Source organism: Arthrobacter sp. cf158, from assembly GCF_900106835.1.
In the GTDB taxonomy this organism is placed as follows: domain Bacteria; phylum Actinomycetota; class Actinomycetes; order Actinomycetales; family Micrococcaceae; genus Arthrobacter.
On the sequence record NZ_FNNR01000002.1, the window covers coordinates 275,137 to 293,398 of the forward strand.

The window sequence follows — 18,262 nt, forward strand, 5'->3', positions numbered from 1 at the left end:
ATGAGACAAAACCCCGCGTAATCCACGGGCAGGAAATGCAGGTAACAAATGACAACACTTATAGAGGTACCCGAGGCTGAGCCCGGGATTGTTGCTCCCAAGAGCAAGTCCAAGGCCGGGGGAGGTCTGGGCAGGTACATCGTGATCAGGTTCTTCCTGATCATTCCCACCGTCTTCATCCTGGTGACGTTGGTTTTCTTCCTGATGAGGGTCATCGGCGATCCCATCACGGCATCCCAAGGCGGCCGGCTCCCCCCGGACGTCCTGGCACAACGAATTCATGACGCCGGCTACGACAGGCCGGTTCTGGTGCAGTACTTTGAGTACCTTGGCCAGCTCATCACCGGCAACTTTGGCACCACGATCACCGACCGACGGCCAGTGGTAGAGGTGCTGACCACCTTTGGCGCGGCCACACTGGAACTCTCGATCAACGCTTTGATTGTTGCCCTCGCTGTCGGCATCCCCTTCGGCCTCATCGCCGCTCAACACCGCGACAAGACCCCCGATGCCCTGCTGAGGTTCTTCGCAATCCTCTGCTACGCCACTCCCGTCTTCTTCTCGGGACTGCTGCTGAAACTGACGTTCTCCGTGTGGCTCGGATGGTTCCCCGTTGCCGGCCGTGCCTCTACGCGGACGGAACTGACCATGAGCGGGCTGGCTGCGCCATCAGGGATTTATTGGCTTGACGCGATCCGCAGCGGAAACTTCACTGCGCTCGGAGACATCGCCGCGCACGCCGTCCTCCCCGCAATAGCCCTCGGCCTCCTGACCGCCGGTGTCTTCCTCCGCCTGGTGCGCACCAACGTGATCGGAACGCTGGGGAAGGACTACATCGAAGCAGGACGATCCCGGGGCGTCAGCGAGTACCGACTCGTGACCAAGCACGCTTACAAGCCGGCCCTGATTCCCATCATCACCGTGATGGGACTTCAAATCGCGCTGATGTTGGGCGGCGCAATCCTGACCGAAACCACGTTCGAATGGAAGGGCCTGGGGTACCAGCTGGTGCAATATCTGAATGCCCGTGACTTTGTGGCTGTCCAGGGAATCGTTGTACTGCTGGCCATCATCGTGGCCGTCACCAATTTCATCGTGGACATTATCGCCGCGCTCATCGACCCCCGAGTGAGGTACTGATCATGAGCACTCCTGCATTGACAGCACCCAAGCAGCCACTGTTCTCCCGGCTGCCCGTCATCTCACATCTCAAGAAGAGCGTGGGCCTTCAGCGTGGCATGCTCGTCGTTGGCGTCGTCCTCAGCGGATTGTTCATCCTGACCAGTATCTTCGCGCCACTGCTGGCTCCTTATGGCTACTCGCAACTCAGTGATGCCTCGGGTTCTTTCCCCACGCAACAAGCCCCAAGCAGTGAACACCTGCTGGGAACCACAGTGGGCGGCTACGACGTTTTGTCGCGCGTTATCTGGGGATCGCAAACGGCCGTGACGGTCATCATCGTGTCTGTAGCGATGTCCCTGTTCCTCGGTGTGGCTCTTGGCTTGCTCAGCGGCTACTTTGGCGGGTGGCTGGACAGGATCCTGGTGGTTGTCGCAGACGCCATTTACGCCTTCCCCACACTCCTCCTTGCCATCGTCATCTCCATTGTGATCAGCCGGGGGCAATCCAGCTTCTGGGGCGGTATTTTCTCCTGTGCTTTCTCCATCACTGTGGTCTTCGTCCCGCAGTACTTCCGGGTCATCCGTGCAGAGACCATCCGCCTCAAGGCTGAGCCGTTCGTCGAATCGGCCAAAGTGCTGGGAGCGTCCAGCATGCGCATCATAGGCCGCCATATTTTCAAGAACGCCACCAGGACCCTGCCGCTCATGTTTACGCTCAACGCCTCCGAGGCAATCCTGACGCTGGCCGGTCTGGGCTTCCTGGGCTTCGGCATCGAGCCCACCTCGGCTGCTGAATGGGGCTTCGACCTCAACAAGGCCCTGGCTGACACGTCGTCCGGTATTTGGTGGACGGGCGTCTTCCCGGGTATCGCGATTGTCCTCACGGTCCTGGGACTGACCTTGGTGGGCGAAAGCATCAACGACCTCAACGATCCCCGCATCCGTGGACGCAAGCGCGCAGGCAGAACACCCGCACCCGGGACTCCGGCAGCACCAACAACGCCGTCTACCCCGGCAGAGGCAGGTAAGCCATGACCACCAATCTTGGACATGTTTCAGACCAGGCCGGCAGTGGTCAGCCTGTTCTCACCATTGACCAGCTCCAGGTCACATTCGCCACGGACGGCGGTGATGTTCACGCCGTCAAGGACGTCAGCCTCGACGTAAAGGCCGGTGAAGTCGTTGCGATCGTGGGCGAGTCAGGATCCGGCAAGACTGTTACCGCCAAGACCATCCTGGGCCTGCTTCCGGAAACGGCCATCAGTTCGGGCGCCGTGGTGATCAACGGCAACAACGTCATCAGTGTCAGCAAGTCGACGCTGCGCAAGATCCGCGGGCGCGATGTAGCCATGGTGTTCCAGGAACCTTCCACAGCACTGAATCCGGTCTTTACCGTGGGCTGGCAAATTGCCGAAGGCATCCGGGCACATGCAACGGACGGCAAACGCATCTCCGCCAAGGAAGCGAAACAACGGGCAACTGAGGCACTCCGCAAGGTGGGTATTCCGGACCCCGAAACCCGGGTCAACTATTACCCGCACCAGTTCTCAGGCGGCCAGAAACAACGCGTGGTTATCGCAGCCGCGCTCGCACTGAACCCCGGGTTGATTGTGGCAGACGAGCCAACAACGGCCTTGGACGTCACGGTCCAGGCGGAGATTCTGCAGCTCCTGCGCGATTTACGGGACAACTACGGGACCTCGATTGTGCTGATTACCCACAACATGGGTGTGGTGGCAGACCTCGCGGACCGCGTCGTGGTGATGTACCAGGGCGATGTCGTGGAAGAAGCTCCGTCCAGGGTGCTCTTCGCCGAACCCAAGCAGGAGTACACCAGGAAGCTCTTGGCTGCCGTGCCTCACCTTGGCCGTCATTCGGCCTCGGAAGGTGCCCGTGGCCGCCTCCATCAGGACGGCAAGATCCTGGTGGAAGCAAAGAACCTCACCATCGAGTACCCGGGCCGGTTCGGCAGGCACGGATTCAAAGCCGTGGACGACGTCAGCTTCACGGTTTCGGAGAACGAGGTCTTTGGGCTGGTGGGTGAGTCCGGGTCCGGCAAATCCACCATCGGACGTGCCATCGCAGGCCTGAACCGTTCGACGGGGGGCAGCCTGAAAGTACTCGGCTACGAGATGCTCGACTTCAAGGAGCGGACTTTCCGGCCGCTTCGCAAGGAGATCGGCTTCGTTTTCCAGGACCCTGCGGCGTCCTTCAACCCGCATCTCACCATCGGTGAGTGCGTGGCCGAGCCGCTGATGATCCATACCAAACCGAGTGCGGCTGAGGCGCGGAAGAAGGTAGGCGAGCTGCTTGAGTCAGTCCAGCTGCCGGCGTCGTATGCGCAGCGCTACCCGCATGAACTGTCCGGCGGGCAGCGGCAGCGCGCCTCCTTGGCGAGGTCCTTGGCGCTCAACCCGCGTCTGCTGATCGCCGACGAACCGACGTCCGCCCTGGACGTCTCGGTGCAGGCCAAAGTCCTGGATCTTTTCAAGGACATCCAGGAGCAGTTCGGCTTCGCGGCGCTCTTCATCAGTCACGACCTCGCAGTGGTGGACATGTTGTCGCACTGGGTGGGCGTTCTGTACAAGGGCAAGTTGGTGGAGCAGGGCATCGGTAACCACGTCATGGGTTCACCGCAGCACGACTACACCAAGCGGCTGATCGCCTCCCTGCCGGTACCGGACCCTGACGAACAAGCACGACGACGGGAAGCCCACCGCGCGCTGCTGGGCGGTTAGGCCCGGGCGCGCAAAGCCGGACGCCACAGCAAGTGGTGCGTCCCTCGCCGGAGGGGCGTACCACTTCTGCGTTGGCGGTGAAACGGCGTTATTCAGAGATGATGCCGATGTTGAACATCTTTCCTTGTGGCTGCTGTATGAAGATACGGAGCCACAGGGGTAGCCACATCTCCATTCCGCGGGCAGCGTCGAGGCCCCCGAGGTCCCGGATGTGCCCGGGAGACCAGCCGAATTCCTGCAATAGCCCGGAAACGATCGACTTGGCGCCCTGATCGTTTCCCGCCATGAAGATGTCATGGGCGCCAGGGAGCATGCCAGGATCCACCATGACCGGGGCACTGACCGTGTTCAAGGACTTGACCACACGAACTTCAGGGTAGCTCCGTTGAATTGTCTCGGCGATGCTGTCCGTGTTGCACACCGTCAGAGATGGCGGGAAACCGCCCGAAGAGTCCAGAGGATTTGAGACGTCCAGCAGCACCTTGCCGTTGAGGTTTTCAGTACCGGCTTCCGCCAGTGCCGCGAGGCTCACGGTGCCCGGCGTGGCATTCACGATCAACTCAGAGAAGGCTGCCGCTTGGGCGAAGGAGCCCGCCCGTGCATTCGGTCCGGACTGCCCGGCCCATGCCTCGCCCTTGGGATTGCCGGACTCGCGGGATCCCATGGTGACCTCGTGCCCCAGGGATACGAGCTTCCCCGCGAGTGCATGCCCAACCATCCCCGTGCCCAGAACAGCGATTTTCATGAAGGCTCCTTTGCCGGAACAGCAGTGATGATGCCATTGTGCTCCGATGGAGGCCCGGGGGATACTGCCCTGCTGCCTTGATCCTGCTGCGGCGCCCGTGGACGAAGGTAACACCCGCAGCGGAACTGGGAATCACCATAGACTGGGTTGCATGACCGAGCAGAACAACGCCCTTCCCCATGACGCCGATTCCTTCAACCCGGCTGCGAGTTCCCTGGCCGGCCAAGTGGACCGCACCGTCATGGATGAGTTGTTGTCCATCCGGTCCAGCATCGACAACATCGACGCAACACTGGTCTTCCTGCTTGCAGAGCGGTTCAAAGCCACACAGAAGGTTGGCATTCTCAAGGCAACCCATAAGCTTCCCGCCGGTGACCCGGGCCGCGAAGCCGCCCAGATCGCGCGCTTGCGCCGGCTTGCGGAGGATGCGCACCTGGATCCCGCTTTCGCCGAGAAGTTCCTGAACTTCATCATCAGTGAAGTGATCCGTCACCACGAGGCCATCGCCGAGGATCACCAGATTTCCAGCCAGCAGGCTTGATCAATGTCGTCAGTGAATGACCTGCGCGCCAGCGCCACCGGTCTGGGGCCATGGCCGGGCGGCGATCCCGCAGAGGCCAACCGGATTATCCGGGGGGAGTTGGGGCACCCGCACCTGCCTTTCCTGCCGGAACTTCCGGACCGCGGTGTGGGCTCGGATGCCGTAGGCCGGTCAGCTTCTTTGCTTGTTGACCTGGCCATCGATGTCCAGCCGCATGGCTGGCGGCTTGTGGACCGGCCGGGGAAAGACGCCCAGCGGGCGCGCTCCGCGCTTGCAACGGACATCAACATCCTGGCCGACGTCGCCGGAGCCGAAGAAGTTTCCGCAGGGGAACTCAAGGTCCAGATGTTGGGCCCCCTTAGTCTGGCGGCAAGTCTCCACCTGCACAACGGCGAACGCGCCCTGCTGGATTATGGTGCCCGCCGGGATATTGCGGAGTCCTTGGCGGCCGGTGTGGCGGATCACCTCCGTCGTGTTTCGGCTGCCGTCCCAGGGGCAGGGATTGTAGTCCAGGTGGACGAGCCGGACATTGCCTCGGTGATGGCTGGAACCATCCCGACGGCCAGCGGATACCGAACCTTGCGGTCCATTCCAGGGGAAGAAGTGACCGCTGCCTGGCGGCTGCTGATCGATGCGCTCAAGGCCGCTGGCGTCGTCGAGACTGTCCTGTCCGTCCCGGAAGTTGAGGCGCCCATCGAGCGGATACTCGCGGCCGGGGCCGATGGAGTGTCCGTCCCGCTCCGTGCCCTGACTACCAGGCAGTGGGAACACCTTGCTGCAGCTGTGGAAGATGGAAAGCGGGTGTGGGCGGGAGCGTTGCCCACCTATGATTCCCAGGCGCCTCTGCCCCGGGCATCCGATGTGGTGGAAAGCATTTGGAAACCGTGGCGCCAACTTGGCCTGCCGGCCTCGGCCCTGTCAGGTCTGCGTGTCACTCCCTCGACAGGACTCGCGGGCTTCAAGCCCTCGGCGGCGAAGGACGTCCTGACCAAATTGACGCACGTGGCTGACGGACTGGACCAGTTGGCTCAAGGCTGACGCATGGGCCGTCAGATTCTCTTTTCCCAGCGTTCCGGTTCCGCATACCGGGGGAGCGTTGTGCCGGGTGCGGCTCCTGGAAGATAGGGCGCCAGGTGATAGTCGAAGCGTCCGGCATACACCAGTACAAGGCCGATTTGGGGTTGGATGACCTTGACTTGGATCCGGTGCTTGCGTTCCACCCCGTCCCACCATTGTTCCGCATAGGCGCGGGCGTCGAGGGCTGCGGGCAAAGGGAGGCGCAACGGCCCCAGGAGCAGCCTGCTCGCGTTGGACACCCCACGCAGGCGGCCTTCGGCGGTGACAGTTACGTCCAAGTCGGTTACCAGCCTGCGATACCGTCCCACGTGGTCCACCAGGCGTGCCCGCCCTTGGGCACCCTGTCCGTCGCCGGCCGGCCTGATGGCACTTGTCGTGTCATGGAAGAGCCTGGTCACTGAGGGGAAGTAGATCTCCCTTCGGGCCGTCAAGGCGGGGCGTCCGAACGGGTCCACGTGCGCGTGGTTTTCTATCCGGAACGGAATGCCTTCGCCGTACTCCGGAAAGAAAGCCTCCTCGCTTCCTGTCAACGCCAACAGTGGCCGCAGCCATTTCTGGCGGCAACCCACGACGTCGAAGGTTCCTTGGCCGATGCCGTAGGTTCCGGAACCGGCGGCCAGCGAGAAATACTCCCGCAGCTCAGGGGCCAGCTTGGCGAAATCGTCGCCGAGTGCCAACTGATAAATGGGTGCGCTCATGGCAGTCCTTTCCTGGAGTCCGGGAACTAGAGTCGACCGGCAGCTTTGAGCCGGATATAAGTGTCAGCGAGCAGTGGAGGAACGTCCAGGGGCTCGGCGTCCACCACTTCGGCCCCAAGCTGACGCAGCTGCGCTGTGACGGCGGCGCGTTCCAAGAGGGCACGTTCGGCGGCCGCTGCCCGGAACACTTGGCTTGCCGTGGTTCGCTGTTCCTTCATCGCCCCCAACAATGGATCCCGAACCGAAGCCACAATCACGACGTGCTGCCGGGACAGTTGTGCCACGGTGGGGAGCAGACCTTCCTCGGGGGCGCCGCCGTCGAGCGCCGTCAAGAGCACCACCAACGACCGGTGCGCCGACACGGCCCTGACCTGACCCGGAATCTGCTGCCAGTCCAGTTCGATCAGTTCAGCTTCCAGAGGGGCCATGGCCTGGACAAGCTGACCCAGCAGATTGCCTTTGGACGCCGACTCAACGCGCGCGCGGAGCCGCCGGTCATAGGCAAGGAAGTCCACGCGGTCTCCGCCGCGTTCGGCCAGTACCGCAAGAAGCAGAGCCGCCTCAATCCCGGTGTCGAGGCGTGGCTCATCCTCGATTCTTGCTGCGGCAGTGCGTGAAGTGTCCAGCACGATGACAACGCGCCGGTCACGTTCGGGGCGCCATGTCCGAACCACTACGGAGGTGCGACGGGCAGTGGCTCGCCAGTCGATGGACCGGACGTCGTCGCCGCGGACGTAGTCTCGAAGGGAATCGAATTCTGTCCCGGCTCCGCGGATTTGCACAGCAGCCCGGCCATCCAATTCCCTGAGCTTGCGAAGCTTGGAGGGCAGGTGGCGCTTCGAATGGAACGGCGGCAAGACCCGCAGCTGTCCGGGCAGCGGACGGGTGCGTTGCCGGGCGGCCAGACCCAACGGACCCAGAGAGCGGATGGTCACGTGCGGGCTCTCAAGGTCGCCCCGGCGCCGGGGGAACAAACCAACGGTCATTCGGCGACGTTCGCCCGGTGGCACCATAAGCGGCTGTGCCGGTCCGATAGCACCGGCTGATGGTTGCCATGCATCCCTGACCGTCGCCCGAAGCTTCTTCCGGGTGGGGTTGGTGACTGTCACAACAGATTCTGCTTTGCCTTCAAGCGTTACGTTGCCGGGTTGCCGGCGTGTCAGATCCAGCTTTGCCGGCGATGCCGCCAACAGCAGGTCAACGCTCAGCAGGAGCAATAAACCCAGGCCAACCAACAGAACCGTGATCCATGCAGGAAACATGACCAAGGGCACTAAACCCACGAGCGCCAGCACCACGAAACGCCCCGTGATGGCCATTCAGGGCACCCTTCTGTACACCAACAGCCGTGTCACCGCGGTACCGGAACCGATCCGAGGATGCTGCCCAGGATGTCATCCACCTGGATTCCATCCATCTGCGCTTCGGGACGCAGGCCAACCCTGTGACGAAGGCACGGCAACGACAAAGCCTTGACGTCGTCCGGGGTCACGAACGACCTTCCGGACAACCACGCCCACGCCTTGGAGGTGTTCAGCAGCGCGGTGGCGCCACGGGGAGAGACGCCCAACTGGAACGACGGAGCAGACCGGGTGGCGCGAACGATGTCCACGATGTAGGCAAGGATTTCCGGAGCAACAGCCACCTGCGCCACTGCCGCTTGGGCGGCGGCAAGCTCGACGGCGCCAGCCACCGGCCGCACGCCGGCGGCCGACAGGTTCCGCGGATCAAAGCCGCTGGCATGGCGACGTATGACTTCGATTTCCTCTGCTCTTCCCGGCAACGGCATGGTCAGTTTGAGGAGGAACCGGTCCAACTGGGCCTCTGGCAGTGGATAGGTGCCTTCGTATTCAACGGGGTTTTGCGTGGCCGCCACAATGAAGGGAACCGGAAGCGGACGGGATACGCCATCCACCGAAACCTGTCGCTCTTCCATGGCTTCCAGAAGTGAGGCCTGGGTTTTGGGAGGGGTCCGGTTGATCTCGTCCGCGAGCATGATGTTGGTGAAGACAGGGCCTTCGCGGAACGTAAATTCGGACGAGTGGGCGTCATAGACGAGGGATCCGGTGACGTCGCCGGGCATGAGGTCCGGTGTGAACTGCACCCGCTTGGTATCCAGGCTCAAAGCGGTGGACAACGCCCTCACCAGCAAGGTCTTCGCGACACCTGGAACGCCCTCAAGGAGGACATGTCCGCCGCAGAGCAAGGCGATGAGCATGCCAGTGACGGTGGGGTCCTGTCCCACCACAGCCTTGGCAACTTCCGCCCGGACGTTGAGCAACGACTGCCGGGCGGGATCGTCAACCATCTCATGGTGCCCGTTGTGCGAGGCTTCGCCATGGTGGGGCATGCCGTACTGGTGTGTGCCCTGTTGGGCCGCCACACCGCCCGTGTATTGGCTGTTGCTGTCCGTGTAGCTGTTCGGCTGGTTGCTCATCGGGCGGTCGCCTCCTGTTCTATTCGTTCGATCTGTTGTGCCCACTGCACCAGTTGTCCTTCGTCGGCAGGCATGAAGTCGATCAGGATGGATCGCACTTCCGGGGCTGGCCGGCCCAGGTGTTGGGCTGCCGCGGCCACAATTGAATCTTTGCCCGCATCCGCCCCGAGATTGAAGTGCCGGGCAAGACGCGCCAGGGTTCCGGCACGCAGGTTGTCGGCAGCCCGATCAACAGCTCTCGAGTCCTGGTACAAGCGGGCCCTGCCTTCCGCCGTCTCCGCGGCTTTGACAAACACCGGAAGGGGCTCGAAAACCAGAGGACCCATACGCCGGCCCCGCCACATGATAGCCAAGAGCGCCACCACCGCCAACCATGGACCGGCGAAGGCCAGCCAGCGGGGAGCAAGTTCGTTGAGGGTGGGTGTGGAATCGTTCGCCGCAACATCCCGGACTCCCGGGGTGTACCAGACGAGGTCAGTGTTATTGCCCAGGGTGCGCAAGGCGAGGGCGGCGTTCCCTGACTCCGCGAGGTGCTGATTGTCTACCAGATCGGTGCTGCCGAGAACTATCACCCGGCCATCGGATGAGGATGCGTAGAGTCCGGGCCCGTTGTCCCTGACGGCATAGCAGACTGTTGGGCCGGCATAGATTGAGCCTTGCGCCGACACACGCCCTGCTGCCTGCGCATCGTCCTGGGCGCAGGCAGGCTCCAGTTCGGTGGTCGCTTCAGGAACCACGCCACCAGGCCGGAATTCCGCTTCGAGGCCGTTGAGAGTCCTGAGCCGTGGCGTGATCACCACCAAGCGATCAGCCGCCGCAGTCAAGTCCGCTATCTGGGAGCCGTCCAGAAATCCGCGGGGGTCATAGAGAAGGACTGTGGATTCGGCATTTCCCGACAACGCTGCCAAGGTCTCGTCGAGGGAGTCTGTCGGGGTGACGTTGACCCCGTGTCTGCCCAGGATCTCGGCCACGGCCATGGCCCCATCCGGAGCTGGGTTACGGGCAGACAACGTCCGTGCATCCTTGGTGCCGGCAAGATTGGCGATGGCAAGGTATGCCACCAGGCCAAGCAGCAGGGTACAGATCGCAATCCACGCCAGGCGCTTCCTGAACCAGGACTTGAAACCCTGGCCTGGGCCATTCAAGGGAGTTACCTCGTCAGGGCGCTTCATCGCCTCCTTGGCAGCCACTGTCATCGGGGCACCGCGAATCCGGCGGTGGCATGGCCCGCGAAGTCGGGCTTCAGTGCGAGGATATCGGCATCCAACTGGCGGATAGCAGCGTAATCGGCGTTCGTTGCGCCCTGCTCGCCGTAGCGCACAGCATCGAAAACGCGCGCGGCGGAGTCGAGCCGGGATTGGGCGGTGCCAAACACCGTCCCCAGCTGCCCGGCAGCCTCATCGGCAGTCCTCCCGGCGCGGACGTCAATGACGTCCCTCTCTTCGGCGGAGCGGACCACCGCGCGGAATTGATCGACGACGGCGGCAGGCCAGTCGCCGTCGTCGGCTGCCTGTGCAGCCCGTGTCCGGTAAGCATCAGCATCGAGAGTGGCGTCTTCCCCGTAGATGTCCGCCGTGGCCGCCTTTCTGCGGGCATTCAGGCGTGGACGGACCACCACGATGGCCACGACCAGCAGGGCTACGGCCAGAGCAACAATAAGGGGAATCGCAAAGTTAGGTCCGGCGCCGGTTCCGTCCCCCTCCAAAGAGGACAACCAGTCCATGAAATCGCGCCAGAGCTGGTCCAGCCAGCCGGGCCGGGCATCAGGGTATTGGGGCTTGGAAAGTTCTTCAGCAGCCCAGCGCCGCGCTTCCTCGCGGTCCGGGGTTACGGGAGGTTCCATGACTGCCAAAGGTGCGGTGAAATCCCGGATCGTCCCGCTCATGCGGGGGGCCGCTGCCCGGGGAATGCGGACGGAAATGGTCCACCGTTCGGGGGCCAAACATTGCCGGGATGGACGGACGGTGCACCTGGAATTCCGTCCGGATCGGCGTCGGTTTCCATCAGGCGCAGCAGCTCAACATCCAAGCCATCACGGCGCATTCGCAGATCCATGTAGATCAATGCGAAAACGGAGGCCTGGAAGGCGAACGTCACAGAGCCCACCAATGCTGCAACCGCGGACGAAATCACTGTGGAGAGCACTAAAGCGGAGGCGAGCGATTCCTGGTCCGGGTGCGGTGACACTACTCCACCGATTGCGGTTGCAGCAAAGGAAACAGGGATCTGCACAATCTGGGCAATGACAGCCACCATGATGGCCACCACCAGAGTGATACCGAAAATGCGCCACCAATTATTCTTTGTCAGCTGCCAGGAGCGGAGGAGACCGTCATAGACGCCGGTCCGCTCCACCACAATGGCCGCCGGAGCCAACATCAGCTTTAGTCCGATCCAGACGAACAGCACGATGGAACCCAGGCCCAGGGGCAGGACAATGAGCAGTGCCCCAGGACCCATTGCGGTAAACAGAAGTACTGCTATCCCCACCACTGCAGCTGCGCCCAACAGGCCCCCGAGGGTCAAGAGCACGGCAATGCCCAGCAAGGGCAGGATTCTGCGTCCGGCAAGTTTCCACATCTGTTTGAACCCTGTCCGCCGATTGAGGACGGACCGGGCCACAGGAACCACCAGCACGCCCTGCAGGACCGAGCCAAGGAAACCCACCAGCACTGAGACACCCAAAGTTCCAGCCACGAAGGCAAGGATGGGCCCCATGGCTTCGGTGAACTCCTCTTCCGTGCTGACGGCTTCCATGGACATCGACAACTGGAACGCTCCCAGGGTGACGACCCCTGCAAAGATTGCCCCGAGGGCCTGCACGATCAGGGCGGATCCAAACATGGAGGCAGCATTGCGGCGGATCGTCTGGAAGGAGCCATCCAGAATTTCACCAAACTGGAGCGGACGCAGGGGAATCACGCCCGGCTTGGGGGGAGCGATGTAAAGGGGCTGTCCATAGGGAGGTCCCGGGGGCCACCCCTGCGCAGACTGGCCCTGGGGAAACTGTCCACCACTGTGCGGAGCTGCCCAGGCAGGCGGACCACCCCACTGGGGTTGGTTGCCCCATGCTGGCTGACCGCCTGGCTGGGGTTGGTTGCCCCATGCTGGCTGACCGCCTGGCTGGGGTTGGTTGCCCCATGCTGGCTGACCGCCTGGCGTTGCATTCTGGTGATGCTCTGGTTGCGACACGCTATCCTCCCCATATGACCCGGTCCACCGGCGTCAGACGTCCCCCACAGGACCTTCGCACCCAGCCTATAGTCCCACCGTCGTCCCTCCTAGCCTGCCGCCAGGTTGGTTCGGCAGACGGGTCCGCGGCGCAGTGCAGTACGGTGGAATTGCCCTTGGGGCGCCATGCCGGGCGCCGTGCCCAACGGGACAAAGACTTGGTGATAAGGGAATATATAACTATGAAGGCACGCATTCTGGTAGTTGACGACGACGAAGCACTCGCAGAGATGATTGGCATCGTACTGCGCAATGATGGCTTCGAGCCGGTGTTCTGCGCAGATGGCGGCCAGGCTCTGGAGATCTTCCGCTCTTCCAAGCCGGACTTGGTCCTGCTTGACCTGATGCTGCCGGGCTCAGACGGCATCGAGGTGTGCCGTCAGATCCGCGGGGAGTCGGACGTTCCCATCGTCATGCTCACCGCGAAGTCCGACACTTCGGATGTGGTCAGGGGCCTTGAATCAGGTGCCGATGACTATGTGCCCAAGCCTTTCAAGCCTGCGGAGCTGGTGGCACGCGTTCGCGCCAGGCTACGCCCCGGCGACCAGAAGGCCCCCGAAACCTTGCGGATTGCTGACGTGACTATCGACGTCGCAGGTCACTTGGTGACCCGCGGAGGCGAACGTATCTCGCTGACGCCCCTTGAGTTCGACCTTCTGGTGGCCTTGGCGCGCAAGCCGTGGCAAGTGTTTACCCGTGAACTTCTCCTGGAACAGGTCTGGGGGTATCGCCATGCCGCTGACACACGCCTGGTCAATGTTCACGTCCAGCGCCTGCGCTCCAAGATTGAACGTGATCCGGAAGCGCCCGAGGTTGTTTTGACGGTGCGTGGTGTCGGATATAAAGCAGGTTCCTGAGTCCCCGGCCGGACAGGCCGGCACGGTGGATGAGAACCTCAGCCCCGGAGGTTCAGACCCGGCCGGCGAACAGCAGGTGACGCCGGCTCCGTCAACGACCCCCCAGCCGTCTCCTGAGCGACCTGCCCGGCAGGTTCGAAACATGCCCTGGCTCCTGTCCCGGGCCCGGATTTGGACACGCCGGGGACTCATCCTCGTGTTGAGGGTCTCACGGTTGGTCTCCATCGGTGTGCGGCAGATCAGGCCGGGTCTTCGCTATCTATGGCGCTCATTGCTACGGCGCTGGCGGCGGTCCTTGGAGTTTCGGACAGTCCTGACCACATTGCTTCTGGCAGTGACATCCTTCGCGATTGTTGGTGCATATCTGTCCAATCAAATCGCCAACAACCTCTTCCAAGAGCGTCTTGTGCAGGCGGAGTCCGAGTCGCGCTACAACGTCAAACAAGTCCAGGACACGTTCGACGGCGCACAAGTCACCGACCAGTCCAGCGTTATCACGTTGGTGTATGACACCTTGACCGCAGTCGAGGGCCGTGGCTCGGTGATCCAGCGCCGATACGTTTTTGAGGCGAAACCGGAGCAAACCAAGCCACGAAACCGTTGGGTAGAGTCCCGTGCGTCGGATCAACTCACGGTCCGCGTCATTCCGCCGGAGCTGCGAAAGGCCGTCCAGGAAGGTGGGAAGCAACAGTTCTGGGCGTCCACACAGTTTCCCGTAGGCAATGAGGACCGTCCAGGCATAGCCGTGGGCAACATGGTGACCTTCAACGGCACGTCTTATGAGCTCTACTTGATCTACGACCTCAATACGGCTCAACAAACGCTGAACGAGATCCAGAACGTGCTCTGGGCGGGCGGTGCGGCCCTGGTCCTCATGATCGGTGCGATTGCTTGGTACGTGACGCGCAATGTGGTCAGTCCCGTCAGCCATGCTGCGGTGGTCTCGGAAAAACTCGCGGCGGGCCAACTCCAGGAACGCATGGTGGTCAAGGGCGAAGACGAGGTTGCCAGGCTTGGTGCCTCCTTCAACCACATGGCTGCCAGTCTCCAGGAGCAGATCACGCAGCTGGCCACACTCTCCCAAATGCAGCAGCGGTTCGTCTCCGACGTGTCCCATGAACTGCGCACGCCGCTCACGACTGTCCGGATGGCAGCTGAGGTCCTGTTCGAAGCGCGGGAGGACTTCGACCCTATGAACAAGAGATCGGCAGAGCTGCTCTATCACCAAGTGGAGCGCTTCCAGTCGTTGCTGTCCGATCTCCTCGAGATCTCGAGATTCGACGCCGGTGCCGCTGTTCTCGACGCAGAACCGCAGGACATTTTCCAAGTGATTTCGCACGTCATGGAAGGTGCATCGCCTGTGGCGGCGGAGTACGGTTCGGACGTCCGGTTGAATGCCAGGCAGAAGAGCATTGTGGTGGAGATGGATTCGCGAAGGATAGACCGCATCCTCCGCAATTTGCTCCTCAATGCGCTGGAACACGGCGAGGGAAGGCCGATCCTTATTTCTGTCGCGGCAAACCACGACGCCGTTGCCGTCTCGGTAAGGGACCATGGCATAGGTATGAGCCAGGCCGAAGCCGCCCGGGTCTTCGACCGTTTCTGGCGGGCAGACCCTGCACGGGCGCGCACCACGGGCGGCAGCGGGCTCGGCCTTTCGATTGCGGCTGAGGACACCAAGCTGCACAACGGTTGGCTGCAGGCATGGGGCCGAAAAGGATCGGGGTCAAACTTCCGGTTGACGCTGCCTCTCCGGCAAGGAGGCACTATCGTCAAGTCACCTCTGCAGCTCGAACCGGCTGACATTGAATTCCCGGGTACTGCTCGCGAGCGCCAGATGCTCGTTCTGGGTACCGACCCCGGGACTCCGCCTCAAAGATCCCAGGCTGCTGCGGGACTGGACACTCCGGACGCTGTCGAAGGAGAGGACAGGTGAGTATGGTGCGTATCCGGCGCCAGCGCGCCGTCGTCGCCATGATGGCGTTGTTGCTGGTCTTCCTGGCTTCCTGCGCGCAGATTCCCCGCTCAGGCCCCGTCGGCAAGAGTAAAGACGAAGGCGCAGGCAATCCCAACGCACCGGTCTTCTTTCCTGCTGCCCCGCGCGCGGGCTCCAGCCCGGAGACTGTGATAGAGGATTTCTACATGGCCGGCAGCGGCTATGAGGACGATTACCCCGTGGCTCGCCAGTACCTGACACAAGCACAATCCGTGACGTGGAAACCCGACAAACGAGCCATCGTTTTCCGCGAGGCACAGGTCGTTAAGGCTGCGGGAGAAAACGAATATCTCTACGAACTGGACCTCGCCTATTCGGTGGATGCCGACGGCGTTGCTACTCAGTTCCCTCCGGGAACCAAGGAGACCATCCCCCTGACGCTTGAACAGGTGGAGGGGGAGTGGAGGATCTCCAAGGTGCCGGATGGCACGGCCATTCCGGAGGAAACATTCAAGGTGATTTACGGGGCATTTCCCATCTACTTCTATGACCCGACGTTCACCTATGCGGTGCCCGACTACAGGTGGTTCATCAAGAAGAACACCGTTAAGTCCATGACCAGTGCCCTGCTTGCCGGCCCGGCACCTTATCTGCGAGGTGCCGTCGTCAGTGCCTTCCCGTCGGGGATGAAGCTGGCCCGTGAATCAGTGCCGGTGGTTTCCGGCGCAGCCCAGGTGGACTTGTCCGCCAAGGAACTTTTTGACGCATCGGCAGAGGATCGCCAGAGAATACAGAACCAATTGGCCCTGACGTTCCGGAGCCAGCCCGACGTCATCAATGTCCAGTTGCGCGCCGACCAGGATCTTGTCCGCGTAGAAGACAACGGGACGGTGTTGCCCCCGGTTGTGGACAAGAGTGTTCCTGCCCGCCAAATCGCGGTCAGCAACGGTGATTTGGCGCGTTATGAGAACAACAGGATTACTCCGCTGCCGGACATCCAGTCGGTGGTGGGACTGGGACCGCATGCGCCGGCGGAGTCGCCCGTTTCCCAAACGGCTGCATTCCTCAACGGCGACAAGACCACGTTGTACTCGATCGAGCCAGGACAGCCTGCCAGGCAGCTGACCACCAGGAGTACCTTGACGGGTCCTTCGTTCAGCCCCCACGACTGGGTCTGGACTGCGGGACCGGGAGCCAACGGGGCCGCCGAAGTTGTGGTGTTTAAGCCAACTGGCGTCGCACCCGGCATGGCTGTTCCCAGTGTCACCATGACCCCTTCGTGGCTGTCCGGCAGGACCGTCAAAGACTTCAGGGTTTCCCGCGAGGGCACAAGGGCGCTGGTGATTTCCGAGGCGAACGGGAAGTCTGCGGTACAGGTAACTGGAATAGTCCGGAATCCTGATGGCGTTCCCAAGGATCTCACTACGCCTATTACCTTGCTCAGCAGTGTGGCAGCTGACCAAGGAGCGTGGGTCAACGGCTCTACTGTTGCGGTGATGGCCAGTTCGGCGACCGCCACGGTGGTTCCGGAATTGCTGTCCCTGTCATCCGGTGAACCGCAGCAGCTGGCACCATGGGACGGTCTGACCAGCCTCAGCGCTGGAAACGGTTCCGAGCAAATTTTCGGGCAGTCTGATGCCGGCATCTTCCAACGCGTTGGAAACGGCTGGGAGCTCCAGTTGAAAGGACCCACGGAGCCGGCTTTCCCAGGCTGATCAGCGTCAAGTGGGGTGCTCCGGTTGTCCACATGTGGCGCCGCATGGCTATTGCCTGCGAAGGCGAAGAGGCAGGCTGAGATGGTGGCCTCCTCTGATACCGACAACCTACCCCGAGGTGGGCGGGTCCGCCGCCTCGACCCAGATCACGATGCTTACGATCCAGTCAGGGCACGGCGTCGGGCTACGGACCAGAGACTTATCGGCAGGCTCGTGACCGAACTCCAAGGGGCTCTCGCGGAATTGCTGGCCTTGTTGATACCTGTGGAATGCGTCTGCTGCGAGGTTGAGGACACCGTGCTGTGCGGCGTCTGCGCACAAAATATGCGCCAACTATGCAAGCAACCTTTTCGCGCAGAGCAGGAGTCGCCCTCATTGGTTGACGTCAACGGCATCGCAACGCTCCAGGTCGTGGCGGCAGGTGCCTACAGGGATGAACTGGCACGATGCTTGTTGTCTTTTAAACGCTCCGGTCAGTGGCGCTTGGCGGATGTTCTTGCTCCGTGCCTCGCGAAAGCAGTGGAGAGCGCCATCGGTGGCCGCACCGGGTTTCTCCTGGTACCCATCCCGACGAATGGGCGGGCTTACCGCAAGCGTGGATTCAGCCCGGTCCATCTCCTGCTGCTGTGGGTGCGTCTGCGCAGGCTCCTGCCACACTGTGCCAGCATTGACGCGCTTCAGAAGAAAAGGAGTTGGCCTATGGACCGCCTGCCGACAGCTGTATTCCACATGCTGACAGGACGGTTGGCTGATGTGCTGCCGGGCAGGGAAAGTTTGGTGCAGGGAAATGGCCAAAAGGGCCTGGGCCGGGGCGAACGTGCCAGACGGGTCCGAGGATCCATGCGGGTGCGGCGGCGACGCATCAAGGACATCCGGGGGAGGGAATGCATCCTGATCGACGACGTTCTGACCACGGGAGCTACCCTCGCGGAGGCGGCGCGCGCTGTTAAAGCTGCTGGTGGTGTGGTGTGCGGCGCCGTTGTGCTTGCGGCCACGAGGCCACCAGCCTACGCCCCATTCGCAGCCGAAGACGACCCGCACGGCGTCATTAAGACTCAATCGAAAAATAAGTGGCTAAAGGATGAATAACGGGTGGCGATGAACTAACGTCGGTTGTGGGTACCAAGAACAGATGTACCTGTCGATAGCGGCTCGGAAAGGGGCTC

Annotated in this window: 16 protein-coding genes; 9 read left to right on the forward strand and 7 right to left on the reverse strand. The window is 62.1% G+C overall.

Annotation, left to right across the window (positions count from 1 at the left end; translation table 11 throughout):
- The first annotated feature begins 48 nt into the window (after positions 1–48).
- The 3 genes from BLW08_RS04215 to BLW08_RS04225 are packed head-to-tail and all read left to right on the forward strand — an operon-like array spanning position 49 to position 3,859.
- Complete coding sequence (locus BLW08_RS04215; protein ID WP_090818298.1) at positions 49–1,140, forward strand: ABC transporter permease; 1,092 nt, start codon at positions 49–51, stop codon at positions 1,138–1,140.
- A 2-nt stretch (positions 1,141–1,142) separates the two neighbouring features.
- On the forward strand, positions 1,143–2,156 hold the full coding sequence (locus BLW08_RS04220; RefSeq protein WP_090818300.1) for an ABC transporter permease: 1,014 nt from the start codon (positions 1,143–1,145) through the stop codon (positions 2,154–2,156).
- On the forward strand, positions 2,153–3,859 hold the full coding sequence (locus tag BLW08_RS04225) for an ABC transporter ATP-binding protein (protein WP_091323490.1): 1,707 nt from the start codon (positions 2,153–2,155) through the stop codon (positions 3,857–3,859). Before BLW08_RS04220 ends, BLW08_RS04225 begins: the two co-directional genes overlap by 4 nt.
- Before the next feature lie 88 nt (positions 3,860–3,947).
- Here BLW08_RS04225 and BLW08_RS04230 read toward each other — a convergent pair whose 3' ends face one another.
- Positions 3,948–4,604, reverse strand: a complete 657-nt coding sequence (locus BLW08_RS04230) for an NADPH-dependent F420 reductase (protein ID WP_090818308.1) — start codon at positions 4,602–4,604, stop codon at positions 3,948–3,950.
- 151 nt (positions 4,605–4,755) lie between these two features.
- Here BLW08_RS04230 and BLW08_RS04235 point away from each other — a divergent pair, with 151 nt between their 5' ends.
- Together BLW08_RS04235 and BLW08_RS04240 are read left to right on the forward strand one after the other, a co-directional pair.
- Positions 4,756–5,145: a chorismate mutase gene (locus tag BLW08_RS04235; RefSeq protein ID WP_090818311.1), complete on the forward strand. Its 390-nt coding sequence runs from the start codon at positions 4,756–4,758 to the stop codon at positions 5,143–5,145.
- Positions 5,146–5,148: 3 nt separating this feature from the next.
- A complete protein-coding gene (locus BLW08_RS04240; protein ID WP_091323492.1) occupies positions 5,149–6,183 on the forward strand; it encodes a uroporphyrinogen decarboxylase/cobalamine-independent methonine synthase family protein in 1,035 nt (344 codons plus the stop codon).
- A gap of 11 nt (positions 6,184–6,194) precedes the next feature.
- On the opposite strand, the gene BLW08_RS04245 is transcribed toward BLW08_RS04240, so the two are convergent.
- The 6 genes from BLW08_RS04245 to BLW08_RS04270 all read right to left on the reverse strand — a co-directional run bounded on the left by BLW08_RS04245 (position 6,195) and on the right by BLW08_RS04270 (position 12,201).
- On the reverse strand, positions 6,195–6,920 hold the full coding sequence (locus tag BLW08_RS04245) for a DUF4166 domain-containing protein (protein WP_091323494.1): 726 nt from the start codon (positions 6,918–6,920) through the stop codon (positions 6,195–6,197).
- A 26-nt stretch (positions 6,921–6,946) separates the two neighbouring features.
- A complete protein-coding gene (locus BLW08_RS04250; RefSeq protein WP_091323496.1) occupies positions 6,947–8,239 on the reverse strand; it encodes a DUF58 domain-containing protein in 1,293 nt (430 codons plus the stop codon).
- A gap of 32 nt (positions 8,240–8,271) precedes the next feature.
- On the reverse strand, positions 8,272–9,228 hold the full coding sequence (locus tag BLW08_RS04255) for an AAA family ATPase (RefSeq protein ID WP_090819139.1): 957 nt from the start codon (positions 9,226–9,228) through the stop codon (positions 8,272–8,274).
- Positions 9,229–9,353: 125 nt separating this feature from the next.
- A complete protein-coding gene (locus BLW08_RS04260) occupies positions 9,354–10,529 on the reverse strand; it encodes a DUF4350 domain-containing protein (RefSeq protein ID WP_254779670.1) in 1,176 nt (391 codons plus the stop codon).
- A 20-nt stretch (positions 10,530–10,549) separates the two neighbouring features.
- Positions 10,550–11,242 carry a DUF4129 domain-containing protein gene (locus BLW08_RS04265; protein ID WP_091323882.1) on the reverse strand — a complete coding sequence of 231 codons (693 nt, stop codon included), beginning with the start codon at positions 11,240–11,242 and terminating at the stop codon, positions 10,550–10,552.
- Positions 11,239–12,201 carry a DUF7847 domain-containing protein gene (locus BLW08_RS04270; RefSeq protein WP_254779672.1) on the reverse strand — a complete coding sequence of 321 codons (963 nt, stop codon included), beginning with the start codon at positions 12,199–12,201 and terminating at the stop codon, positions 11,239–11,241. Before BLW08_RS04270 ends, BLW08_RS04265 begins: the two co-directional genes overlap by 4 nt.
- Positions 12,202–12,770: 569 nt before the next feature.
- Between BLW08_RS04270 and mtrA the strand changes: the two genes are divergently transcribed.
- From mtrA to BLW08_RS04290, 4 genes are all read left to right on the forward strand, one after another.
- Positions 12,771–13,445, forward strand: a complete 675-nt coding sequence (gene mtrA, locus BLW08_RS04275; protein ID WP_090818324.1) for an MtrAB system response regulator MtrA — start codon at positions 12,771–12,773, stop codon at positions 13,443–13,445.
- A 142-nt stretch (positions 13,446–13,587) separates the two neighbouring features.
- Positions 13,588–15,381, forward strand: coding sequence for an MtrAB system histidine kinase MtrB (gene mtrB / locus BLW08_RS04280; protein WP_254779674.1), 1,794 nt, complete (start codon positions 13,588–13,590; stop codon positions 15,379–15,381).
- 2 nt (positions 15,382–15,383) lie between these two features.
- Positions 15,384–17,096, forward strand: coding sequence for an LpqB family beta-propeller domain-containing protein (locus tag BLW08_RS04285; RefSeq protein WP_090818330.1), 1,713 nt, complete (start codon positions 15,384–15,386; stop codon positions 17,094–17,096).
- A 213-nt stretch (positions 17,097–17,309) separates the two neighbouring features.
- Positions 17,310–18,185, forward strand: a complete 876-nt coding sequence (locus BLW08_RS04290; protein ID WP_254779676.1) for a ComF family protein — start codon at positions 17,310–17,312, stop codon at positions 18,183–18,185.
- Positions 18,186–18,262: the final 77 nt, after the last annotated feature.

Excerpts from the sequence above, each read along its gene's own strand:
- BLW08_RS04225 (WP_091323490.1), top strand. The coding sequence starts at position 2,153 with ATGACCACCAATCTTGGACATGTTTCAGACCAGGCCGGCAGTGGTCAG.
- BLW08_RS04220 (WP_090818300.1), top strand. The coding sequence starts at position 1,143 with ATGAGCACTCCTGCATTGACAGCACCCAAGCAGCCACTGTTCTCCCGG.
- BLW08_RS04260 (WP_254779670.1), bottom strand. The coding sequence starts at position 10,529 with ATGAAGCGCCCTGACGAGGTAACTCCCTTGAATGGCCCAGGCCAGGGT.
- BLW08_RS04265 (WP_091323882.1), bottom strand. The coding sequence starts at position 11,242 with ATGAGCGGGACGATCCGGGATTTCACCGCACCTTTGGCAGTCATGGAA.
- mtrA (WP_090818324.1), top strand. The coding sequence starts at position 12,771 with ATGAAGGCACGCATTCTGGTAGTTGACGACGACGAAGCACTCGCAGAG.
- BLW08_RS04250 (WP_091323496.1), bottom strand. The coding sequence starts at position 8,239 with ATGGCCATCACGGGGCGTTTCGTGGTGCTGGCGCTCGTGGGTTTAGTG.
- BLW08_RS04270 (WP_254779672.1), bottom strand. The coding sequence starts at position 12,201 with ATGTTTGGATCCGCCCTGATCGTGCAGGCCCTCGGGGCAATCTTTGCA.
- BLW08_RS04285 (WP_090818330.1), top strand. The coding sequence starts at position 15,384 with ATGGTGCGTATCCGGCGCCAGCGCGCCGTCGTCGCCATGATGGCGTTG.
- BLW08_RS04215 (WP_090818298.1), top strand. The coding sequence starts at position 49 with ATGACAACACTTATAGAGGTACCCGAGGCTGAGCCCGGGATTGTTGCT.
- BLW08_RS04255 (WP_090819139.1), bottom strand. The coding sequence starts at position 9,228 with ATGGTTGACGATCCCGCCCGGCAGTCGTTGCTCAACGTCCGGGCGGAA.
- BLW08_RS04230 (WP_090818308.1), bottom strand. The coding sequence starts at position 4,604 with ATGAAAATCGCTGTTCTGGGCACGGGGATGGTTGGGCATGCACTCGCG.
- mtrB (WP_254779674.1), top strand. The coding sequence starts at position 13,588 with ATGCCCTGGCTCCTGTCCCGGGCCCGGATTTGGACACGCCGGGGACTC.
- BLW08_RS04245 (WP_091323494.1), bottom strand. The coding sequence starts at position 6,920 with ATGAGCGCACCCATTTATCAGTTGGCACTCGGCGACGATTTCGCCAAG.
- BLW08_RS04240 (WP_091323492.1), top strand. The coding sequence starts at position 5,149 with ATGTCGTCAGTGAATGACCTGCGCGCCAGCGCCACCGGTCTGGGGCCA.
- BLW08_RS04235 (WP_090818311.1), top strand. The coding sequence starts at position 4,756 with ATGACCGAGCAGAACAACGCCCTTCCCCATGACGCCGATTCCTTCAAC.